The sequence below is a fragment of the Streptomyces sp. NBC_00513 genome (genome assembly GCF_041431415.1).
Taxonomy (GTDB): Bacteria; Actinomycetota; Actinomycetes; order Streptomycetales; family Streptomycetaceae; genus Streptomyces.
Window position 1 is genome coordinate 2,700,183 of record NZ_CP107845.1, and the last position, 19,952, is coordinate 2,720,134.

A 19,952-nucleotide genomic window follows, 5' to 3' on the forward strand; every position below is an offset into this window, starting at 1 on the left:
CATGCCGGGCGCACCCCCCACGCAAACCCGTTCCCGTGGGGGAGAATGGGTCGGGGCATGGCGGACGCGGTACGGGAGAGGGATTGTGACGACGGCATCCCGGCGGTGGTTCGGCGGGCGGGACGAGAGCAGGCGGGCGGACGCGCAGGCGGCGAAGGATGCCGCCGCGGCGGCGTTCTACGACCTGGACACGGCGCAGCGGGATCTTCGGATCTCGATCGAGACGATCGCGGCGGCGGACGGTTCGCCGGACGCGTTGCGGGTGACGGAGGGGTTCGCCGCGCTCGGGCGGCGGATCGACGAGGTCAGCCATGTGTACATCGAGGCGGTGGACGCTCACGACCTGGACCGGGTCGAGCTGGAGGCCGCGGTCGCGGCGAGGGCGACGCAGGAGCTGACGCGGGCTCGGGACGAGTTGATCCGGGTCAAGGGTGAGCTGGAGCGGTTCGAGCAGGGGTTGCGGCCGCTGTTGGACAAGGCGGAGACGCAGTTGGCGCGGGTGGCGCCGGCGCGGGAGCGGGCGCGGGCCGCGCTGCTGGCGGCGAGCAACGCGTTGGACGAGGTGCGCGGCAAGGGGATGCGGGCGGACGATCTGGCGGCGCGGTTGGCGGCGCTGGGTCCGGAGCTGACCAAGTTGAACCAGGGCGCCGCCCTGCACGGGGTGCAGGAGACGGTGCGGCGGGCGGACCGGATCCTTCGGGACGCGGAGGGGATACGGGCCGAGGCGGCGCGGTTGCCGGAGCGGGCGGCCGAGATCGATCGGCGGCTGGTGAGTCTGCGGACCCGGGCGCAGGCGTTGCGCAATCGGGCGGACCGGGTGGATCCGGTGCTCAGCGAGTTGCGGCGGCGGTTTTCGGCGGCGTGTTGGCAGGACCTCCAGCACGTGCCCGACGAGGCGGTTCGGGAGGTCGCGCGGGCGGAGGAGCGGCTGGTCGAGGCGGGCCGGGCGCGCGATGAGCAGCGGTGGTCTGACGTGGCCGGGTTGATCGAGGCGGTGCGTGGTTCGTTGGACGTGACCGACGAGGCGGTGTCGGCGGCGCAGGACCGGCTGACGCGGCTGGAGGCGGTGGCTCGGGATCCGCAGGAGGAGGTGCGGCGGACTCGGTTCGCGATCCGGGACGCGCAGCGGCTGGCGATGGAGGGCCGCAGCGTGCCCGATCCGCGCCACGCGGGTCCGTTGGACGAGTCGGTGGCGCGGATGGACCGGGCACTCGCGGGGTTGGAGGGGCGGCATCCGGACTACTGGCATTTCCTTCAGGAGATGGAGGGGGTGCGCGCGTCCGTGAACCGGGTGGTCGCCGACATCCGGGAACAGCGCGGCCACGGATGAGCCGCCGCCCCTGAGTGTCCGCACCTGATCACCCGCCCCTGAGTGTCCGCCCTTGATCGTCCGCCCCTGATCACCGCCCTGATCACCCGCCCCTGACCCGTCTCGCCACGTGCGCCGCGCGCATGCGACACCGCCGAGGTTGTCCGGGGCGGCCGGGCGGCGGATGCTGGGGGTGGGGGCAGTACCTGCGGCTGCCGCCTCCGGGCGCGCGGACCGAGGCATCCGAGGCAGAGGAGGCCGGATCATGGCCACCACCCATACGGGGCCGCGCGTGCGTCGGCCGGTCCGTACCCGGCTGGACGAGCACCTTCCCGTGGATCACCGTTTGAGCAGGGTGTACCGGGTGGGCGCGGGTCTGACCGGGGTGTTGTTGATCGTCTTCGGGATCCTGGGGTTGATCGACCGGATCGGTTTCTTCGACACGGGCGGCGACACGGTTCTCACACTGAACACGAACGGGGCGTTGAGCGTCCTGTCGATCCTCGTCGGCCTGCTGCTGATCTGCGGGATGGTGGTGGGCGGGAACTTCGCCTCGACGCTGAACATCGTGTTGGGCGTGCTGTTCATCGCGAGCGGGTTCGTGAATCTCGCGCTGCTGGACACCGGGATGAACTTCCTCGCCTTCCACATCCCGAACGTGCTGTTCAGCTTCGTGGTCGGCGTGATGCTGATGTGGTTCGGGATGTACGGGCGGGTGGGCAGCGCCCTGCCGCACGACAATCCGTACTGGCGTGCGCGCCATCCCGAGGAGGCGGCCCGCGAGCAGCGGGCGCGGTCCAGGAGCGGTTTCCGCGGATAGCCCCCCTGGTCGTAGATACCCCCCTTATCGCGGATGGCCCCTGGTCGCGGATACCCCCTTATCGCGGATGGCCCCTGGTCGCGGATGGCCCCCTGGTGCGGAAACCGGCGGCGCGTACGCCTGTGGTGGGATACCGGACGGCCTGCGCACTGCGTAGCCTGTCCGCATGCCTCGTTACGAATACCGCTGCCGGACCTGCGACGACACCTTCGAGGTGAGTCGTCCGATGGCCGAGTCGTCCGCTCCCGCCGACTGCCCCGCCGGGCACGCCGACACCGTGAAGCTGCTCTCCGCCGTCGCGGTCGGCGGGTCCTCGGGCGGCGCGCCCGCCTCCGCCCCCATGGATGGGGGCGGAGGCGGCTGCTGCGGCGGGGGCGGCTGCGGCTGATACCGCCGCCCCGCGTCATTCAGGCCGGCCCCTGCGCGACAGCGTCAGCGTCACCAAAGCGCCGTCACGCCCTCCGCGACAGCGTCAGGCCTCCGCCGGCGGCGTCACGCCTTGCGCGACAGCGTCAGTCCGTCCGAGATGGCCAGCAGCACGGATTCCATGCGGGTGTCCGCCCGTACGTGTTCGTTGAACGCGCGGACGCCCGCCGCCGAGCCCGTGGCGGATTCGTCGAGCACGGCCCCGTGGAACAGCGTGTTGTCGGTGACGATCAGCCCGCCGGGCCGCAGCCTCGGCACGAGTTCCTCCCAGTAGGCGATCTGGCTCTCCTTGTCGGCGTCCACGTAGGCCATGTCGATGTGCGGTTCCCTCGGCATGGCCGACAGGGTGTCCAGTGCCTTGCCGATCCGCAGTTCGACCCGGTCGGCGACGCCCGCGGCCTCCCAGGCCGCGCGCCCGTACGCCGTCCACTCCTCCGAGACGTCGCAGGCGATCAGCTTGCCGTCCGCCGGCAGCGCCTGTGCCATCGACAGGGAGGAGAAGCCGGTGAAGGTACCGACCTCGACGATGTGGCGGGCGCCGGTCAGTCGGACCAGGAAGGCCAGCAGTGGCCCCTGTTCCTCGGCCGACTGCATCCCCGCGCTGTCCGGGAACTTCTCGTAGGTGGTCGCGACGAGCCCCCGCTGGACGTCGTTCAGCGGGGGGTTGTGCGCGAGCACGTAGCGGTACAGCTCATCGGTGATCTTGGTGCTGTTGCCCTTGGTCATGGGCACCAGTCTGCCGAGTCAGCGGCCCGCCGTACCGGTCGCTCGCCCGAAAGCCCGGACGATTTCCTCGCCGGCGAGGACGCCCGCCACGGTCAGGGCGGTGACCGACGGCGCGTTCCAGCCGGCGTCGGCGAGTTCGCCGTGCCCCGGTCGCCACCCGCGGTCGGCGGCCAGCAGCAGGTCGGCGTCCAGCAGCGAGTCGCCGGCGGCCAGGGTCGTGGTCGCGCCCGTGCGCCGGGCCACTTCCCGCATGGCCGCGCTCTTGGTCAGCGGGCGCGGAACCGCGTAGATCTTGCGGCCTTGGAGGGACACCGTCCAGCCGCGGGCCTCGGCCCACTCCGCCAGCGCCTTGAGCCACTCCGGCGGTACCAGGTCCCGCTCGACGACCAGGTACGCGAACAGGTCCTCCGCGATGCGTGCCTTGCGCAGCCACGCCGGGTCCGCGGTGGCCAGCAGGTGGGCGTGGACCTCCTCCAGGGGGGCGCATTCCTCGGCCAGTCGCGTCGCGACGTCCCGGCGCCAGTCCCGGTCCGGGATCCCGTCGACGAGCAGTTGTCCGCCGTTGGCGCAGATCGCGTACTTCGCCGGCCGGCCGGGGAAGCGGATGCGCTGGTACTGCTTGCGCGTGCGCGTCGTGGTCGGCACGAAGACGACGCCCGGGTCCGCGGACAGCTCCGTCAGCAGCCCCGCCGCCGTCTCCGTCATGTACGACAGCGGCTTGTGCTCGTGCACTTCCACGCACAGCAGCCGGGGGGCCACCGGGTCGGGCATGGTCAGCGCGAGGGCGGCCGTGGAGTAGATGAGCGTACGGTCGAGGTCACTGGCTACGAGGACGGTCACTTGGCGGACACAGCCTTTCCGTCGGCGCCGGTGGCGCCGCGCGTGAAACGAGGGTGGATGAGGCCCACGCACGTGTAGGGCAGCCCGTCCACTTCCTCGACCGGCACCCCCCGCTGCTCCGCGAGCAGGCGTACGTGGTCGAGGTCTGCCCCGGCGCCGCGCTGGGCCAGGATCTTCCACGGGACCCGGCGCAGGAGCACCCGCGTCGTCTCGCCCACGCCGGGCTTGACCAGGTTCACGTCGTGGATGCCGTACTCCTCGCTGATGCGTTCCACGGCCGCCCAGCCCACCCAGGTGGGGGTCCGGTCGGCGGCGAGCAGTTCCTTGACCTCGTCGGCGACGGAGTCGGCCACCGCGTCGAAGTGCGCGGCGACGGTGTCGACGAAGTCGACGGAGACGTCGGCTCCGGCGAGTTCGCGGTAGAACTTCGCGCCGTGGAAGTCGGTGGGGCCGACCAGGTCGGAACGGAGGACCGTGCGGGAGATGAGGCCGGAGACGGTGGAGTTGAGGCAGGCGGAGGGTATGAGGAAGTCCTCGCGGGTGCCGTACGTGGGCACGCAGGAGCCGGGGTCGGCGAGGACCACGATCTCCGGGTTGAAGCCGTCGAACTCCGCCAGGGCGGCGGCGAGCTCGCGGGTGATGGCGCCCTTGCCCGTCCAGCCGTCGACGAAGACGATGTCTGCGGGGTCGTGGTGGGCGGCCAGCCAGCGCAGCGCGTTGGCGTCGATGCCGCGGCCGCGGACGATGGACACGGCGTAGTGCGGCAGGTCGAGGCCGTGCCGGGCCTGGGCCCAGCGGCGCATCAGTACGCCGACGGGGGTGCCCGCGCGGGCCAGGGAGACCAGGACCGGGGACAGGGAGCGTTCCGCGAGGACGGTTTCGGTGACGGTGCCGACGGCGCGGGCGATGCGGGCCGCGGAGGCGGTCAGCGCGCTCTGGTACAGCTCCTGGTACGCGGGGGACGGCTGGTACTCCACGGGCAGGGACTCGGCGTAGTGCGCGCCGCCCGCCTGGATGGCCTCCTCGCGTTCCTCGGTCGGGGCCTCCAGTTCCACGTCGGAGAAGTCCTGGAGCAGCCAGCCGACGTCCTCGGCGGCGTAGGAGGAGAAGGCGGGCCCGCGCAGGGGCTCGGTCATGATCGGCTCCTGCCGCTCGGACGAGGTGGGGGTGTACGACGGTACGACGGCCAGCAGGACCCGCCCGGTGTGCGGGGCGAGCCGGGCCAGGAGCCCGTCGGGGGCGTGCAGGGCGGCGGTGTCGCCGTGGGAGTCGACGACGGCGACGACGGCGTCGAAGCCGCCGGCCGCGGTGTCGTGGACGTTGTAGGCGTAGCGGTCGCCGGGCCCGTCGGCCGGGGCGTCGTGCGCCGGGAAGACCAGGCGGCTGCGGATGGCGTAGCCGGGGTCGTCGACGGCGAGCACGGGCGAGCGGGTGGTCGTGGAGAAGCGGACCTCGCGGGCCGCCCCGGAACCGGGCGCGGGTCGGGCGGCCCAGGACTCCTCCAGGGCCAGCGCGAGCCGCAGCGGCGCGTACATCAGCTCCTCGTTGCCGAGGACGAGGACCCGTACGGGTGCCGAGCGCGGCCCCGTCCCCGGGCCGTCGTCCGAGGTCTCGTCCAGGGCCTCGGCGAGCCGCCCGGCGAGGGCGGGCAGGGCGGCCTCCAGTCGGACCCGGTGCGCGGGGGTGAAGCCGTGCCGGCCGCCGTCGGGCACCCCGACGGGCCAGTCCAGTGCGATCCGCCGGACCGGGGCGGTGGAGGTGGAGGTGGAGCAGGTGACGCCCGGAGCCGCGGTGTCCTCGGCCGTCTCGTACTCCTCGACCAGCGCCTGCCCCTTGGCCAGCACCCCGTCGGGAAGTCGCACGGTCCCGGAGGCCAGGGCGACGAGGTCGACGCGGGCGCCCAGCTCGGCGGCGAACGCGTCGAGCCGGCCGCGGTCGGCCTCGGAGCGCATGTCCACCAGAGCGACCACGACGTAGTGCGCGCGCGGGTGGCGGGCGTGCAGGTCGCGGATGGTGTTCAGGACCGTGTTGCCGGTGGAGAACTCGTCGTCGACGAGGACCAGCGGACCGCTGCCGGCCAGCAGCCGCGGGTCCTCGGGCAGCAGCAGGTGCGAGGTGGCGTGCGAGTGGGCCTCCTCGAAGCCGCCGGCCTGCGCCACGCCCGCCACGGGGCGGCGGGTGGAGTGCAGGTACGGGGCGAGCCCGAGGCCGTCGGCGACGCTGTGGCCGAGCCCGGTGGCGGTCTCGGCGTACCCGAGGACGACCGCGTCGGCGGCGGCGTCACCGAGGAGCTCCCGCACCCGTTGCCCGAGGCCGAACCCGGCGCCGTGGACGACCGCCGGGGACCGCGGGACGTGCTTGCCCAGGACCCGGGAAACCAGCAGGTGGGCCCGCTTGGGGTTGCGCCGCAGCGCGAGCCCGAGCAGCTCCTCCAGCGGCGGCTCCCCGGACGCGCCGGACGCGCCCGCGGAGCCCGCCGCCGCGCCGTCCTCGCCCTGCTCCAGGCTGACGCCCAGCCGGTCCGCAACCCAGGTTCCCGACCACACCTCTTCGATCGTCTTCCCTCTCTCGTCTTGAACATCTTGAACGTCCTGAACATCCTGAACGTCCTGTTGAGCACCTTGAACGTCTTGAACGTCTTGAGAATTGTCGGCGGTCACGGGCGGTCTCACACCTGGAGCCCGGCCGTGAGCAGGTCGACGAAGCCGACCTCTTCGCGCGCCACACCGAAGACCTCCGCGCGCAGCATGGTGCGCTCGGCCCAGGCCCGGTGGGGCTTCACCTCGTTCATCTTGTTCGTGTAGGCGGAACGCATCACGCCGCCGCCGCCGCGCTCGGGGCGCAGGATGTCCTGGGCGTCGCTGAATTCCTCGTGGGAGACGACCGACAGGGCGTGGACGGGCGTGACGTGCGCGGGGTGGATGCAAGTCTTGCCCATCAGCCCGTTGGCCCGGTCGAGCTCGATCTCGCGCAGCAGACCGTCCAGGTCGTGTTCGATCAGGGCGGTGCGCAGTTCCTCGACGCCCTCCTCCAGGAAGGGGCTGCGCCGCAGCTGCGGCTTGAAGAGGCGCTGCTGGCTGCGGAAGTACTCCCAGACGGGTCCGGTGACGGTGAAGCCGGTGCCGTCGGCCCTGCTGAGCACGTTGACCACGTCGGCGATGACGCCCGCGACGATCTGCACGTCGTAGGCGGTCATGTCCGGGGTGCGGCGCAGTCCGTACGCGGAGCAGAAGTCGGTGACGCCCAGGCGCAGGGCCAGGACGTGCTCGCGGTGGCGGTTGACCGTGCGGGAGATGCCGGCGAGGGCCTCGACGCGGGTTTCCAGGTGCAGCAGGTCGGGGGTTTCGAGGACGGGCATGGCATACAGGCGGGACAGCCCGTGGCGGCTCTCGGCTTCGGCCACGGCGTCGAGGAAGGCGGTACCTCGGGATTCGGTGAACTTCGGGAGTACGAATCCGGCCAGGTGTCGCACCGTACCGCCGAGCCGGCGCACCAGGTCGGGTATCTGCTCGGGCGTGCGGACGCGGATGAAGAGCAGGGGGAGCTCGTCGTCCTGCTCGTCGAGTGCCTCGAACTGACGGATCAGGTTCGTCTCGCCGGACCCGACCTCGGCGTCGCTGATGGAATCCTCCAGGCAGAGGACCATGGAGAGGACTCCGCGGGCGGCCTGTTTGCGGATGTCGGCGGCGAGGTGGGGCCGGGTGGCGGGACTGTAGAGGGTGGCGCCGAGTGCGGCCGCGAGCAGGCGGGAGGGGGAGGCGGCGGTGAACTCGACCGGCTCCTGGTGGAAGAGGTCCTTGCGGACCGTGGGCGATATGTGCCCGAAGTGACGCATGTGCTTCCCCCGTACTGCTTCGGCGGCCCAACTGACGTGGCCGGTAATAGTACGTACGAACTTGAGTCAAGAGTTCCTCAAGCACATGAAGTTCAGGTAACCCTCTTGCACCATGCCCAGCTCTTGCGTTCGGTACAAGGGCCAACGGGGGGCCGCATTGTCCAGGTCATGTCCGGGAGGGCAGGATGACGGGCATGACGCACGCGATGCAGAAGGGCTCGAACATCCCGGTGGCCGCCGTGGCGGTCCGGGCGGTGTTGCGGTGGACCACCGGGCCCGAGGTGCCCGACGTGGACGCCTCCGCGCTGCTCGTGGGGGCGGACGGGCGCGTGCGCTCGGACGAGGACTTCGTGTTCTACAACCAGCCCCGGCACCCCTCGGGGGCCGTGTGGCGACTGGGCAAGAAGCAGATCGGCGACGCGATCACGGACGCCGTGCAGGCCGATCTGCGCGCCGTGACCCCGGCCGTGGACCGGATCCTGGTGGTGGCCTCCGCCGAGGACGTTCCCTTCCAGCGGGTCCGGGACCTGCGGATCCTGCTGTACGACGCCACCCCGAGCGGCGGCGCCGAACCGCTGGCCTACTTCGAGGTGCACCCCGAGACGGGCGCCGAGACGGCCCTCATCTGCGGTGAGCTGTACCGCCGCGGGGACGGGTGGAAGTTCCGCGCCCTCGGCGAGGGCTACTCGGACGGCCTGGTCGGGCTGGCCACCGATCACGGGATCTCGGTCGACGAGAACGCCGAGGCCGCCGCGAGCCCCGCCGCCGGCCCGAGCGAGGACCGTACGGCCGCCATGCGGCCCCCGACCCCGCCGCCCGCTCCGCCGACCCAGGCCCCGCCCGCCGTCGAGCCCGCGTACGGGTACCCGCAGCCGGTGTCGCCGGCCCCGGTGCCGGGCCCGGGCGGCGATCCCACGTTCCGGCTGCCGGTGCAGGGCCCGCAGTTCATCCGCCGCTGATCCGCCGCTGATCCGGCTCGGGGCCGTCCCCGGGGACGGCCCCGAGAACCATCCCCCCGAGAACCATCCCGGGGACGGCCCGGGAGCGGCCCCGCGGGTCGCGGTCAGGCCTTGGTGCTCTTGTATCCCCGCCCCCACTGGAGTCCCCACCCGTACAGGCGGTCCAGTTCGGCCTGGAAGCCGTACACGAACTTCACCTCGCGGCGGACGATCAGTTCCCCCTTGACGTTCTCCAGCGAGACCACCGCGCAGGAGCGGGCCTGCGGGTGGCGCTCCTCCAACGGGATCTCGATCCGCGGCCCGGTGATCGGGTAGAGGGTGACCAGGGCGTGCGTCCGGTCGAAGGCCGGGGTCTGGTCGTAGATGTAGACGAAGACGAGCAGCCGCTTGATCGCCTCGGCGTGGTCGAGGTTGACGAAGATGGTCTCGCCGGACGGCGCCCCGAACCGGTCGTCGCCGCTGAGCTTCACGAACGGCGGGCTGTTGATGTCGCCGTGCAGGTTCCCCAGCGGCTGGACCACGCCCCGGGTGCCGTCGGCGAGTTCGTAGAGGCAACCGATGTCGAGGTCGACGTTGACCATGCCCTGGGTGTGCGCCTGCACCATGTCCGGCTTGAACAGCTTGAAGGGGTGCCGGAAGAGCCGGCCGCTCTGCCCGGACCGGCCTCCGATGTCGGAGGTGCGCATCCGCCAGGACAGGTTCACCCGCAGATTGCCGTGCACCGCCTGCTGTTTGGTGAGCGACACCGTCGGATGTCGTTTGGTCAGCTCGATCGCGTTGGACGAGGCCTGCCCCGAGTCGAACCTCATGGCCCGTGCGCCCCTGATGCCGTCGAAGAACCCCTCGAAGAAACTCATCTTCCCCCCTTGCCCCTGTGTCCCCGGTATCCCCTGTACGTACGGAAGCGGGGCGGCCCGCCGGGTCCGTGGCCCCCCGGACGTCGTCCGGGAGGGACCCTTGGGCCGCCCCGCAAATGGAGCGTTCCGCATTAACGCCGCGGTCATGCCTCGGCGGGTGATTCCTCCAGCTCCAGGCGCTTGTTGCGGCGCACGGAAGACCAGAAGGACCAGGCGATCAGGACGACGCCGACGAGGCCGGTGATGACCTCGTGGATCTCGTACTGGATCGTGACGAGCAGGATCACGGCGAGCGCGCCGATCGCGTAGTGCGCGCCGTGCTCCAGGTACACGTAGTCGTCGAGGGTGCCCTGGCGGACCAGGTAGACCGTCAGCGACCGGACGTACATGGCACCGATGCCGAGACCGAGGGCCATGAGCACGATGTCGTTGGTGATGGCGAAGGCGCCGATGACCCCGTCGAAGGAGAAGGAGGCGTCGAGGACTTCGAGGTAGAGGAACATGAAGAAGGCGGCCTTGCCGGACATGACGACCGCGGAGACGGGCTTGCCGGTCTTCTTGGCCTCCTCCTCGGCCTCGTGCTCGGCTTCCTCCTCCTCTTCGAGCTTGTTCTCGAAGTAGCCGGAGAGGCCGCCGACGACCATGTAGGTGATCAGACCGGCGATACCGGAGATCAGGACGGTCTGCGCCTTGTCGACGTGCGCCCCGCCGTGCTGGTGGGCGTTGGCGGCGAAGGTCATCGAGGTGATGAGCAGGACGATCAGCGCGATGCACGCGGACAGCATGTCGACCTTGCCGAGCTTGGCCAGCGGGCGCTCCAGCCACGCGAGCCACTTGATGTCCCGGTCCTCGAAAATGAAGTCAAGGAAGATCATCAGCAGGAACATGCCACCGAAGGCGGCGATGGACGGGTGAGCGTCCGTCACCAGCTGCTGGTACATGTCCTTGTCATTGAGGGCGAGATCGACGGCCTCGATAGGACCGATCTTGGCACTGATCGCGACGATCACGACGGGGAAGACCAGTCGCATGCCGAAGACCGCGATGAGCACGCCGATCGTGAGGAAGATCTTCTGCCAGAAGGCACTCATCTTCTTCAGGATTCCGGCGTTGACCACCGCGTTGTCGAAGGACAGCGAGATCTCGAGGATCGAAAGGATCGCCACGATTCCAAAAGCGGTCCACCCCCCGTAGAACACCGCTGCGACCAGACCGAGCGCAGTGACTGCGAACGACCAGCCGAAGGTTTTGAGAACCACTGGCACCCCATCGTGTTGTACGGCTTTACGAAACGTTGACCCCGAAGTCTAGAGCGATGCCCCGGAGCCCCGACGCGTACCCCTGCCCCACGGCCCTGAACTTCCATTCGCCGCCGTACCGGTAGACCTCGCCGAAGATCATCGCGGTTTCGCTGGAGGCGTCCTCGGTGAGGTCGTAGCGGGCCAGTTCCTGGCCGTCGGCCTGGTTGACCACGCGGATGAAAGCATTGCTGACCTGGCCGAAGCTCTGCCGGCGGGCCTCCGCCTCATGGATCGAGACCGGGAAGACGATCTTGTCGACCTGGGCGGGCACCTTGCTCAGGTCGATGATGATCGACTCGTCGTCACCATCACCCTCGCCGGTGAGATTGTCCCCCGTGTGTTCGACGGAGCCGTCGGGGCTCGTCAGGTTGTTGTAGAAGACGAAGTAATCGTCCCCGAGCACCCGGCCGCTGTTGCACAGGAGCGCGCTGGCATCGAGGTCGAAGTCCGCCCCGGTGGTCGAGCGCGCGTCCCAGCCGAGTCCGATCAGAACCCGGGTGAGGTTCGGTGCGGCCTTGGACAGGGAGACATTGCCCCCCTTGGCGAGTGTGACGCCCATGTTGTGGTCCTCCCCGGACGACGTGGTGATGGTGGTGCCGGTGGTACAAGCCGGTCCGGCGCCGTACACACAGTGCACGGCGCCGGACGGGGTGCGGCCGCGGGAGCGGCCGTGGAGCTTGAGGCTCAGACGTTGACGCCGAAGTCCTGCGCGATGCCGCGCAGGCCCGAGGCGTAGCCCTGGCCGATGGCGCGGAACTTCCACTCCGCCCCGTTGCGGTACAGCTCGCCGAAGACCATGGCGGTCTCGGTCGAGGCGTCCTCGGAGAGGTCGTAGCGGGCGAGCTCGGTGTTGTCGGCCTGGTTCACGACGCGGATGTACGCGTTGCGGACCTGTCCGAAGCTCTGCTGGCGGCTCTCGGCCTCGTAGATCGAGACGGGGAAGACGATCTTGGACACGTCGGCCGGGACACCGGCGAGGTTGACCTTGATCGCCTCGTCGTCGCCTTCGCCCTCACCGGTGGTGTTGTCGCCGGTGTGCTCGACCGAGCCGTCCGGGCTCTTCAGGTTGTTGAAGAACACGAAGTTCGAGTCGTTGGCGACCTTGCCCTGGTCGTTGGTCAGGATCGCGCTGGCGTCGAGGTCGAAGTCGACACCGGTGGTGGTGCGAGCGTCCCAGCCGAGACCGACGATGACCGCCGTCAGGTTAGGCGCGGCCTTGGTCAGCGAGACGTTGCCGCCCTTGCTGAGGCTGACTCCCACGGGTCCTCCATAAGGTTTTGTGTGGGGCGGGGCCCCGTCGTGCGGTTGCTACCGGGATCAACGTTCCGATCCTAGTGACGGGTTCCCGCCTGTAACTGAATTCTCGTGCGGAACAATGCCCGGAAACAATGCCCGCGAGCGCTTCTCGTGGGCCTTCCGGGTCCCTCAGAGGCTGTCGAGGGCCTTGATGTACTCGTTCAGGTCACGCGCGTCGGGCAGGCCGTTGACGACGGTCCAGCGCACGATGCCGTCCTTGTCGATGATGAAGGTGCCGCGGACCGCACAGCCCTTCTCCTCGTCGAGGACGCCGTAGGCGCGGGAGGTCTCGCCGTGCGGCCAGAAGTCCGACAGCAGCGGGTAGTCCAGGTTCTCCTGCTCGCCGAAGACCCGCAGGGTCGGCACGGAGTCGTTGGAGACCGCCAGCAGCTGCACGTCGTCGTTCTGGAACCGGGGCAGCCGGTCGCGCAGCTCGCACAGCTCGCCGGTGCAGACGCCGGTGAAGGCGAACGGGTAGAAGAGCAGCACCACGGCCTTCTCCCCCCGGAAGTCGGAGAGCCGCACGGTGGCACCGTGGTTGTCCTTGAGTTCGAAGTCCGGGGCCTTGTCGCCGACCTCGATCGCCATCTGTCGCATCCCTTCGTTCCCGCATGCGTGCGTTGAGCTGTTCGGGTGAGTGCAGCCTAGGCCCTGTGGTCACGGCGGCGTCGGGCGCCGCTTCGACGACGGGGCCGGGGAGCGCAACGAACGCACCCCGCCGACCGGGGTCGATTCCGGTCGGCGGGGTGCGTTGTCCGCTTGACTGCGGGGCGCGGCTCAGCGCTTGGACTTGGCTGCGGTCTTGGGGGTCACCAACTTGGTGGCGGCCCACTCCTTGCCGACGCTGACGCTCCTGGTCTGCGACAGGCCGGCCGTTTCGGCGGCCTCGCTGATGTCACTGGCCTCGACGTAGCCGGGACGACCGGTCTTGGGGGTCAGCAGCAGGATCAGTGCGCCGTCCTCCACCAAGTTGATGGAATCGACCAGCGTGTCCGTCAGGTCGCCGTCTTCGTCCCGGAACCAGAGCAGCACCGCATCGGCGACGTCGTCGTACTCCTCGTCGACGAGATCATTGCCGATGTGACTCTCGACGGCGTCACGGAATTCCTGATCGACGTCGTCGTCGTAGCCGATCTCCTGGACCACCTGTTCGGACTCGAAACCCAGCCTGGAAACCAGACTGGTCTCCGCGTGGTCCGCGGTCGCGCTCACGGGGTGCCTCCTGCTCATGTTCGGTGAATGTCTTTCGGCGGCGCGCGTACGCGCAGCATTGGGCGTAGTCCACACGGGCGCGGCGGATCGCGCAAGTACCCGGCCGCCGAGACCGTCGAAACGGTGACGATTGCGGCCGTCTCGCCGCAACTTTCAGCCTTCCCTCCCGTGCCCCGGGTGATTCATCCCACACCATTGCGGCTCATTCGACGCCGCCAGAGGACTTTCCCGCCTGTTTGAGGGGCGAACGGCCTTACGAACCGGCTGATCGTCTTGGGCGTAAGGTTGCGATTTGGCCGTACCCGCTCGCCAACCGCTTGCCGCCCCTCCTCCCCGCTCCACCCGCGATGCCCGGAGTTTCCAGGGGTTACCCAGTGGTAGAGGTGAAGATTTCGGCCGAGCGTAAGACCATGGGAGGCGGCGACCCCAAGGCACGACTCCCCCGACAGCGAAGGAACAGCGTGGCTTCCGCATCCGATCGCAATCCGATCATCATTGGCGGCCTGCCGAGTCAGGTCCCGGACTTCGATCCGGAGGAGACGCAGGAGTGGCTCGACTCTCTGGACGCCGCCGTCGACGAGCGGGGCCGTGAACGCGCCCGCTACCTGATGCTGCGGTTGATCGAGCGGGCCCGCGAGAAGCGCGTGGCCGTGCCCGAGATGCGCAGCACGGACTACGTCAACACGATCGCCACCAAGGACGAGCCCTTCTTCCCCGGCAACGAGGAGATCGAGCGCAAGGTCCTGAACGCGACCCGGTGGAACGCGGCCGTCATGGTCTCGCGCGCCCAGCGTCCCGGGATCGGCGTCGGCGGTCACATCGCGACCTTCGCCTCCTCCGCCTCCCTCTACGACGTGGGCTTCAACCACTTCTTCCGGGGCAAGGACGAGGGCGACGGCGGCGACCAGATCTTCTTCCAGGGTCACGCCTCCCCCGGCATCTACGCCCGCGCCTACCTCCTCGACCGGCTCTCCGAGCAGCAGCTCGACGCGTTCCGGCAGGAGAAGTCGAAGGCTCCGTACGGTCTGTCCAGCTATCCGCACCCGCGGCTGATGCCGGACTTCTGGGAGTTCCCGACCGTCTCGATGGGTCTCGGTCCGCTCGGCGCCATCTACCAGGCGCGGATGAACCGGTACATGGAGGCGCGTGGGATCGCGGACACCTCCAAGTCCCACGTCTGGGCGTATCTCGGCGACGGCGAGATGGACGAGCCGGAGTCGCTCGGGCAGTTGTCCATCGCCGCCCGCGAGGGCCTGGACAACCTGACGTTCGTCGTCAACTGCAACCTCCAGCGGCTCGACGGCCCGGTGCGCGGCAACGGCAAGATCATCCAGGAGTTGGAGTCGCAGTTCCGCGGCGCCGGCTGGAACGTCATCAAGCTGATCTGGGACCGTTCCTGGGACCCGCTGTTGGCCCAGGACCGTGACGGCATCCTGGTCAACAAGATGAACTCGACGCCGGACGGGCAGTTCCAGACGTACGCCACCGAGTCCGGGGCGTACATCCGCGAGCACTTCTTCGGCGGCGACCAGCGGCTGCGCGCGATGGTCGAGAACATGACCGACTACCAGATCCAGCACCTGGGTCGCGGCGGTCACGACCACAAGAAGGTCTACGCGGCGTACGCGGCGGCCAAGGCCCACAAGGGTCAGCCGACGGTGATCCTGGCGCAGACGGTCAAGGGCTGGACGCTGGGCCCGAACTTCGAGGGCCGCAACGCGACGCACCAGATGAAGAAGCTCACGGTCGACGACCTCAAGCGCTTCCGCGACCGCCTGCACATCCCGATCACGGACGCCCAGTTGGAGGGCGGCGCGCCGCCGTACTACCACCCGGGCCGCAACTCCCCCGAGATCCAGTACATGCACGACCAGCGCAGCGCCCACGGCGGTTACGTGCCGACCCGTGTGGTGCGCGCGAAGCCGCTCCAGCTGCCGGACGAGAAGACCTACGCGGCGGCCAAGAAGGGTTCGGGCCAGCAGTCGATCGCCACGACGATGGCTTTCGTCCGCATCCTGAAGGACCTCATGCGGGACAAGGAGATCGGCAGGCGGTTCGTGCTGATCGCGCCCGACGAGTACCGCACCTTCGGCATGGACGCGTTCTTCCCGAGCGCCAAGATCTACAACCCGCTGGGTCAGCAGTACGAGGCGGTCGACCGCGAGCTGCTGCTCGCGTACAAGGAGTCGCCGACGGGCCAGATGCTGCACGACGGCATCTCGGAGGCGGGTTGCACGGCTTCGCTGATCGCGGCGGGTTCCGCGTACGCGACGCACGGCGAGCCGCTGATCCCGGTCTACGTCTTCTACTCGATGTTCGGTTTCCAGCGCACCGGTGACCAGTTCTGGCAGATGGCCGACCAGTTGGCGCGCGGTTTCGTCCTCGGTGCGACGGCGGGTCGAACCACCCTCACGGGTGAGGGCCTCCAGCACGCCGACGGTCACTCCCAGTTGCTGGCGTCGACCAACCCGGGCTGTGTGGCGTACGACCCGGCGTACGGGTACGAGATCGCGCACATCGTCAAGGACGGTCTGCGGCGGATGTACGGGCCCGACGCGGAGGACGTCTTCTATTACCTGACGGTCTACAACGAGCCGATCCGGCACCCCGCCGAGCCGGCGGACGTGGACGTGGACGGCATCCTCCAGGGCATCCACCGGGTGTCGGCCGGTACGGCGGGCACCATCGGGGCGCAGATCATGGCCTCCGGCGTGGCCGTGCCGTGGGCGTTGGAGGCCCAGCGCGTCCTGGCCGAGGACTGGGACGTCAAGGCCGACGTCTGGTCGGCGACCTCCTGGAACGAGCTGCGCCGCGAGGCCGTCTCGGTGGAGGAGCACAACCTGCTCCACCCGGAGGAGGAGCAGCGCGTCCCGTACGTGACCCGGAAGCTGTCGGGTGCCGAGGGGCCGTTCGTGGCGGTCTCGGACTGGATGCGGTCGGTGCCGGACCAGATCTCGCGGTGGGTTCCGGGTGCGTACACCTCGCTGGGTGCGGACGGCTTCGGCTTCGCGGACACGCGGGGCGCGGCGCGCCGGTTCTTCCACATCGACGCGCAGTCGGTGGTGCTGGCGGTGCTGACCGAGCTGGCGAAGGCGGGGAAGGTCGACCGTTCGCTGCTGAAGCAGGCGATCGACCGGTACCAGCTGCTGGACGTCACCGCGGCCGACCCGGGCGCGGCGGGCGGCGACGCCTGACGCCCGTGACGGGCTGATCGTCGGGAGCGGGGTCGGGGCGGATGCCCCGGCCCCGTTCCCTTCTGCGTTCTCACGGGGTTTACGCAGTCCTTACGATGCTGGGCATGAAGGAAGCCTCCCGGCAGTCGCGGTGGGAGCGGCGGACGCAGACTCCGCTGCTCGTGCTCGCCCTGACGTTCGCCGTCGCCTATGCCGTGCCGATCGTCGCGCCCGACGCGGGCCCGGTCGTGCACCGGGCCTGCACCCATGCGGAGTGGGTGGTGTGGGGGGCGTTCGCCGCCGACTACCTGGTGCGGTTGTTCCTGTCGCCGGCCCGCGGGGCCTTCGTGCGAACCCACTGGCTGGACCTGGCGGCGGTGCTGCTGCCGATGATCCAGCCGTTGCGGCTGCTGCGGCTGGTGTCGACGCTGATGCTGGTCGGGCGGCGGGCCCGGATGGCGCCGCAGATCCGGTTGACGACGTACGTGGCGGGCTCGGTGGTCGGGCTGCTGATGTTCGGCTCGCTCGCGGTGCTGAGCGTGGAGCGGGACGCCCCCGACGGCAACATCAAGAACCTCGGGGACGCCCTGTGGTGGTCGGTGACCACCATGACGACGGTCGGGTACGGGGACCACTCCCCGACGACCGGGCTGGGCCGGCTGCTGGCGGTCGGGCTGATGCTGTCCGGGATCGCCCTGCTCGGTGTGGTGACGGCGAACATCGCCGCCTGGTTCATCTCCCGCTTCGAGCGCGACGACCAGGTGGAGCGGGCCCAGACCGCGGCGATCACCGAGCTGACCGCCGAGGTCCGGGCCCTGCGCGCCGAGGTCGCCCGGCTCGGTGGCGGCGCGGGGGCCGGCCCGCTCGGGGACCACGGGGCCGCCGGGCCCGTGGCCGCCGCTGCGGCCGGTCGGCCGGGGTCCCCGGCACCGCTCGGGGCTACCGCTCCCACACCTTGAAGGCCCTGACCTGGTAGGGCGAGGAGGGCAGCCAGACCCCGTCACCCGGGTAGGTCTGGAACTCCCCCGTCTCCGCGCATTCGGCCGACTGGTACGTGGTCACCGGACGGCCGACCCGGTTGGCGAGCGACTGGGCGCTGGTCCCCGGGGGCAGGGCGGTGCAGCTGTTGATGCTGACGGTGCTCAGCTCGTGGGTCTGCTTGGCGCCCTTGAAGTCCGGCTTCGCCCACAGGCACAGCTGACCGGGGGCGCAGGCCGGGAGGGGCGGTGGCCCGGCGGCGTGCGCTCCGGTGGCCGTGCCGGGGATCAGGGCGGTGGCGGCGAGGACGGCGGCGGCCAGGAAGGTGCTGGGGCGGGTGGGGAAACTCGTACGCATGACGGGTCAACTCCTTGTGGACACGGGGTCCCGGACCGTTTCCGGGTTTCCGATGGCACCACGCTGACCTGCGACGACCGTCGGGCGGAAGGGGGCGCGGGCGGGTCCACCCGGATAGGCGACAGCCCCGCCGGAACCGTCCGGCGGGGCTGTCGGGCGTACGGGGTTGACGCCGTCGCGGGGGTTTCGGGCCGGCTCAGATGTGGGCCGCGCCCGCCCCCTCGGCGGCGTTGTCGCCGCGCTTGGTGAAGCAGGCCACGACCGCGGCGAGGACCGCGACGACGCCGGCGACGGTGAAGGCGGTGCTCATGCCGGACACGAACGTGTCGTGGGCGACCGTGGTGATCGCCTGGGCCACCTCGGCGGGGACGCCCTCGGGGACGGGCGCGATGCCGACCTGGACGCCCTTCTCGGCGAGGTCGAGCTGTTCGGGGGTGAGCGGCGGGAGCTGCGCCTTGATCCAGTTGTCCCCGAACGAGTCACTGACGGTGCCCGCCATGACCGCGCCGAGCACGGCGGTGCCGAGGCTGCCGCCGACCTGCATGGCGGCCTGCTGGAGCCCGCCGGCGACGCCGGACAGTTCCAGCGGGGCGTTGCCGACGATGACTTCGGTGGCGCCGACCATGACGGGTGCGAGGCCGAGGCCGAGGAGGGCGAACCAGATCGACATGGTGAGGGTGGCGGTGTCCGGGGTGAGCCGGGCCATCCCGAAGCAGGCGACGGCGGTGGCGACCATGCCGGCCACGAGCGGGACGCGCGGGCCGACCTTGGTGATGGCGGCGCCGGCCAGCGGCGATCCGATGATCATCATGCCGGTGAGCGGCAGCAGGTGCAGGCCGCTGTCGACCGGGCTCATGCCGTCCACGTTCTGCAGGTAGAAGGTGACGAAGAACAGGCCCCCCATGAAGGCGAAGGCCATCAGCACCATGAGGACGGTGCCGGCGGACAGGGGCACGGAGCGGAACATGCCGAGCGGGATCAGCGGCTCGGAGACCTTGGTCTCCCAGACGGCGAACAGCACGAACAGGATCACGGACGCGGCGAGGAAGAACAGGGTCTTCCAGTCCCCCCAGCCCCATTCGGCGGCCTTGATGAGGGCCCAGATCAACGAGAACATCGCGCCGGACAGGAGCAGGATGCCCGGGACGTCGAAGGAGCGCGGGGCGTTCTCGGCCCGGTGGTCGAGCAGGATGAACAGGCCGAAGGCGAGCGCGATGATGCCGACGGGCACGTTGATGAAGAAGACGGACTGCCAGTTGACGTGCTCGACGAGCAGGCCGCCGACGATGGGGCCGGCGGCGGTCGAGGCGCCGATGACCATGCCCCAGATGCCGATGGCCATGTTGAGCTTCTCGGCGGGGAAGGTGGCGCGCAGCAGGCCGAGCGCGGCGGGCATCAGCAGGGCGCCGAAGAGGCCTTGGGCCACGCGGAAGCCGATGACGAGTTCCACGCCGGTGGACAGGCCGATGGCGGCCGAGGAGACCGCGAAGCCGGCGATGCCGATGAGGAAGGTCTGCCGGTGTCCGAAGCGGTCGCCGAACTTGCCGGCGGTGATCAGGGAGACCGCGAGGGCGAGCAGGTAGCCGTTGGTGATCCACTGCACGTCGGCGAGCGAGGCGCCGAGGTCCTTCTGGATCGCGGGGTTGGCGACGGCGACGATCGTGCCGTCGAGGGTGACCATCATGACGCCGATCGCCACGGCGAAGAGGGTCAACCAGGGGTGACCGCGCAGTCCGGTGCGGGCCGATGCCGTGCCTTGTCCACCGGCGGGTCCCCGGTCCTTGACGGTGATCTGACTAGTCATGCGAACAGGCTAGTGACAGCGACTGACACTTCACAAACGGCTTAACGAGACAGCAACTG

At 70.0% G+C, this 19,952-nt stretch carries 18 protein-coding genes; 6 read left to right on the plus strand and 12 right to left on the minus strand.

All coding sequences use genetic code 11. The features are described from left to right. Positions 1–85: 85 nt before the first annotated feature. From OHA84_RS12665 to OHA84_RS12675, 3 genes are all read left to right on the plus strand, one after another. Positions 86–1,330, plus strand: coding sequence for a hypothetical protein (locus tag OHA84_RS12665; protein ID WP_266971663.1), 1,245 nt, complete (start codon positions 86–88; stop codon positions 1,328–1,330). 244 nt (positions 1,331–1,574) lie between these two features. Next, complete coding sequence (locus OHA84_RS12670; protein ID WP_053677891.1) at positions 1,575–2,129, plus strand: DUF4383 domain-containing protein; 555 nt, start codon at positions 1,575–1,577, stop codon at positions 2,127–2,129. Positions 2,130–2,295: 166 nt separating this feature from the next. Further along, a complete protein-coding gene (locus OHA84_RS12675) occupies positions 2,296–2,517 on the plus strand; it encodes a zinc ribbon domain-containing protein (protein ID WP_266971661.1) in 222 nt (73 codons plus the stop codon). Between the two features lie 104 nt (positions 2,518–2,621). Here the strand turns inward: OHA84_RS12675 and OHA84_RS12680 are convergent, their stop codons facing one another. The 4 genes from OHA84_RS12680 to OHA84_RS12695 form a co-directional block, all read right to left on the minus strand. Then, entirely contained in the window at positions 2,622–3,281 is a 660-nt protein-coding gene (locus tag OHA84_RS12680; protein ID WP_053677887.1) for an O-methyltransferase, read from the minus strand. A gap of 18 nt (positions 3,282–3,299) precedes the next feature. Next, on the minus strand, positions 3,300–4,121 hold the full coding sequence (locus OHA84_RS12685) for a hypothetical protein (RefSeq protein WP_053677884.1): 822 nt from the start codon (positions 4,119–4,121) through the stop codon (positions 3,300–3,302). Further along, on the minus strand, positions 4,118–6,676 hold the full coding sequence (locus OHA84_RS12690) for a phosphoribosyltransferase (protein WP_266974095.1): 2,559 nt from the start codon (positions 6,674–6,676) through the stop codon (positions 4,118–4,120). Before OHA84_RS12690 ends, OHA84_RS12685 begins: the two co-directional genes overlap by 4 nt. Before the next feature lie 113 nt (positions 6,677–6,789). Further along, positions 6,790–7,956, minus strand: a complete 1,167-nt coding sequence (locus OHA84_RS12695; protein ID WP_266947397.1) for an HpcH/HpaI aldolase/citrate lyase family protein — start codon at positions 7,954–7,956, stop codon at positions 6,790–6,792. Positions 7,957–8,150: 194 nt separating this feature from the next. Here OHA84_RS12695 and OHA84_RS12700 point away from each other — a divergent pair, with 194 nt between their 5' ends. Next, positions 8,151–8,915 carry a TerD family protein gene (locus tag OHA84_RS12700; RefSeq protein ID WP_053677880.1) on the plus strand — a complete coding sequence of 255 codons (765 nt, stop codon included), beginning with the start codon at positions 8,151–8,153 and terminating at the stop codon, positions 8,913–8,915. A 104-nt stretch (positions 8,916–9,019) separates the two neighbouring features. Here the strand turns inward: OHA84_RS12700 and OHA84_RS12705 are convergent, their stop codons facing one another. The 6 genes from OHA84_RS12705 to OHA84_RS12730 form a co-directional block, all read right to left on the minus strand. Beyond that, positions 9,020–9,772, minus strand: a complete 753-nt coding sequence (locus OHA84_RS12705) for a Tellurium resistance (RefSeq protein WP_053677878.1) — start codon at positions 9,770–9,772, stop codon at positions 9,020–9,022. Positions 9,773–9,915: 143 nt separating this feature from the next. After that, positions 9,916–11,031: a DUF475 domain-containing protein gene (locus tag OHA84_RS12710; RefSeq protein WP_053677876.1), complete on the minus strand. Its 1,116-nt coding sequence runs from the start codon at positions 11,029–11,031 to the stop codon at positions 9,916–9,918. A gap of 25 nt (positions 11,032–11,056) precedes the next feature. Further along, entirely contained in the window at positions 11,057–11,632 is a 576-nt protein-coding gene (locus tag OHA84_RS12715) for a TerD family protein (protein WP_053677921.1), read from the minus strand. A gap of 125 nt (positions 11,633–11,757) precedes the next feature. Then, a complete protein-coding gene (locus OHA84_RS12720) occupies positions 11,758–12,333 on the minus strand; it encodes a TerD family protein (RefSeq protein WP_053677874.1) in 576 nt (191 codons plus the stop codon). 165 nt (positions 12,334–12,498) lie between these two features. Continuing rightward, a complete protein-coding gene (locus tag OHA84_RS12725) occupies positions 12,499–12,957 on the minus strand; it encodes a peroxiredoxin (RefSeq protein ID WP_053677873.1) in 459 nt (152 codons plus the stop codon). A gap of 189 nt (positions 12,958–13,146) precedes the next feature. Beyond that, entirely contained in the window at positions 13,147–13,581 is a 435-nt protein-coding gene (locus OHA84_RS12730; protein ID WP_053677871.1) for a DUF3052 domain-containing protein, read from the minus strand. Positions 13,582–14,042: 461 nt separating this feature from the next. Here OHA84_RS12730 and aceE point away from each other — a divergent pair, with 461 nt between their 5' ends. Further along, positions 14,043–16,775, plus strand: coding sequence for a pyruvate dehydrogenase (acetyl-transferring), homodimeric type (gene aceE, locus OHA84_RS12735; protein WP_053677869.1), 2,733 nt, complete (start codon positions 14,043–14,045; stop codon positions 16,773–16,775). A gap of 104 nt (positions 16,776–16,879) precedes the next feature. After that, positions 16,880–17,713, plus strand: coding sequence for a potassium channel family protein (locus OHA84_RS12740; protein ID WP_266971657.1), 834 nt, complete (start codon positions 16,880–16,882; stop codon positions 17,711–17,713). On the opposite strand, the gene OHA84_RS12745 is transcribed toward OHA84_RS12740, so the two are convergent. Both OHA84_RS12745 and OHA84_RS12750 read right to left on the minus strand, forming a co-directional pair. Beyond that, the gene (locus OHA84_RS12745; protein ID WP_053677867.1) at positions 17,694–18,089 is read right to left on the minus strand and encodes a peptidase inhibitor family I36 protein; all 396 of its coding nucleotides are present in this window, start codon (positions 18,087–18,089) and stop codon (positions 17,694–17,696) included. The genes OHA84_RS12740 and OHA84_RS12745 overlap by 20 nt on opposite strands. A gap of 196 nt (positions 18,090–18,285) precedes the next feature. Next, positions 18,286–19,773, minus strand: a complete 1,488-nt coding sequence (locus OHA84_RS12750; protein WP_371591589.1) for an MFS transporter — start codon at positions 19,771–19,773, stop codon at positions 18,286–18,288. Positions 19,774–19,952: the final 179 nt, after the last annotated feature.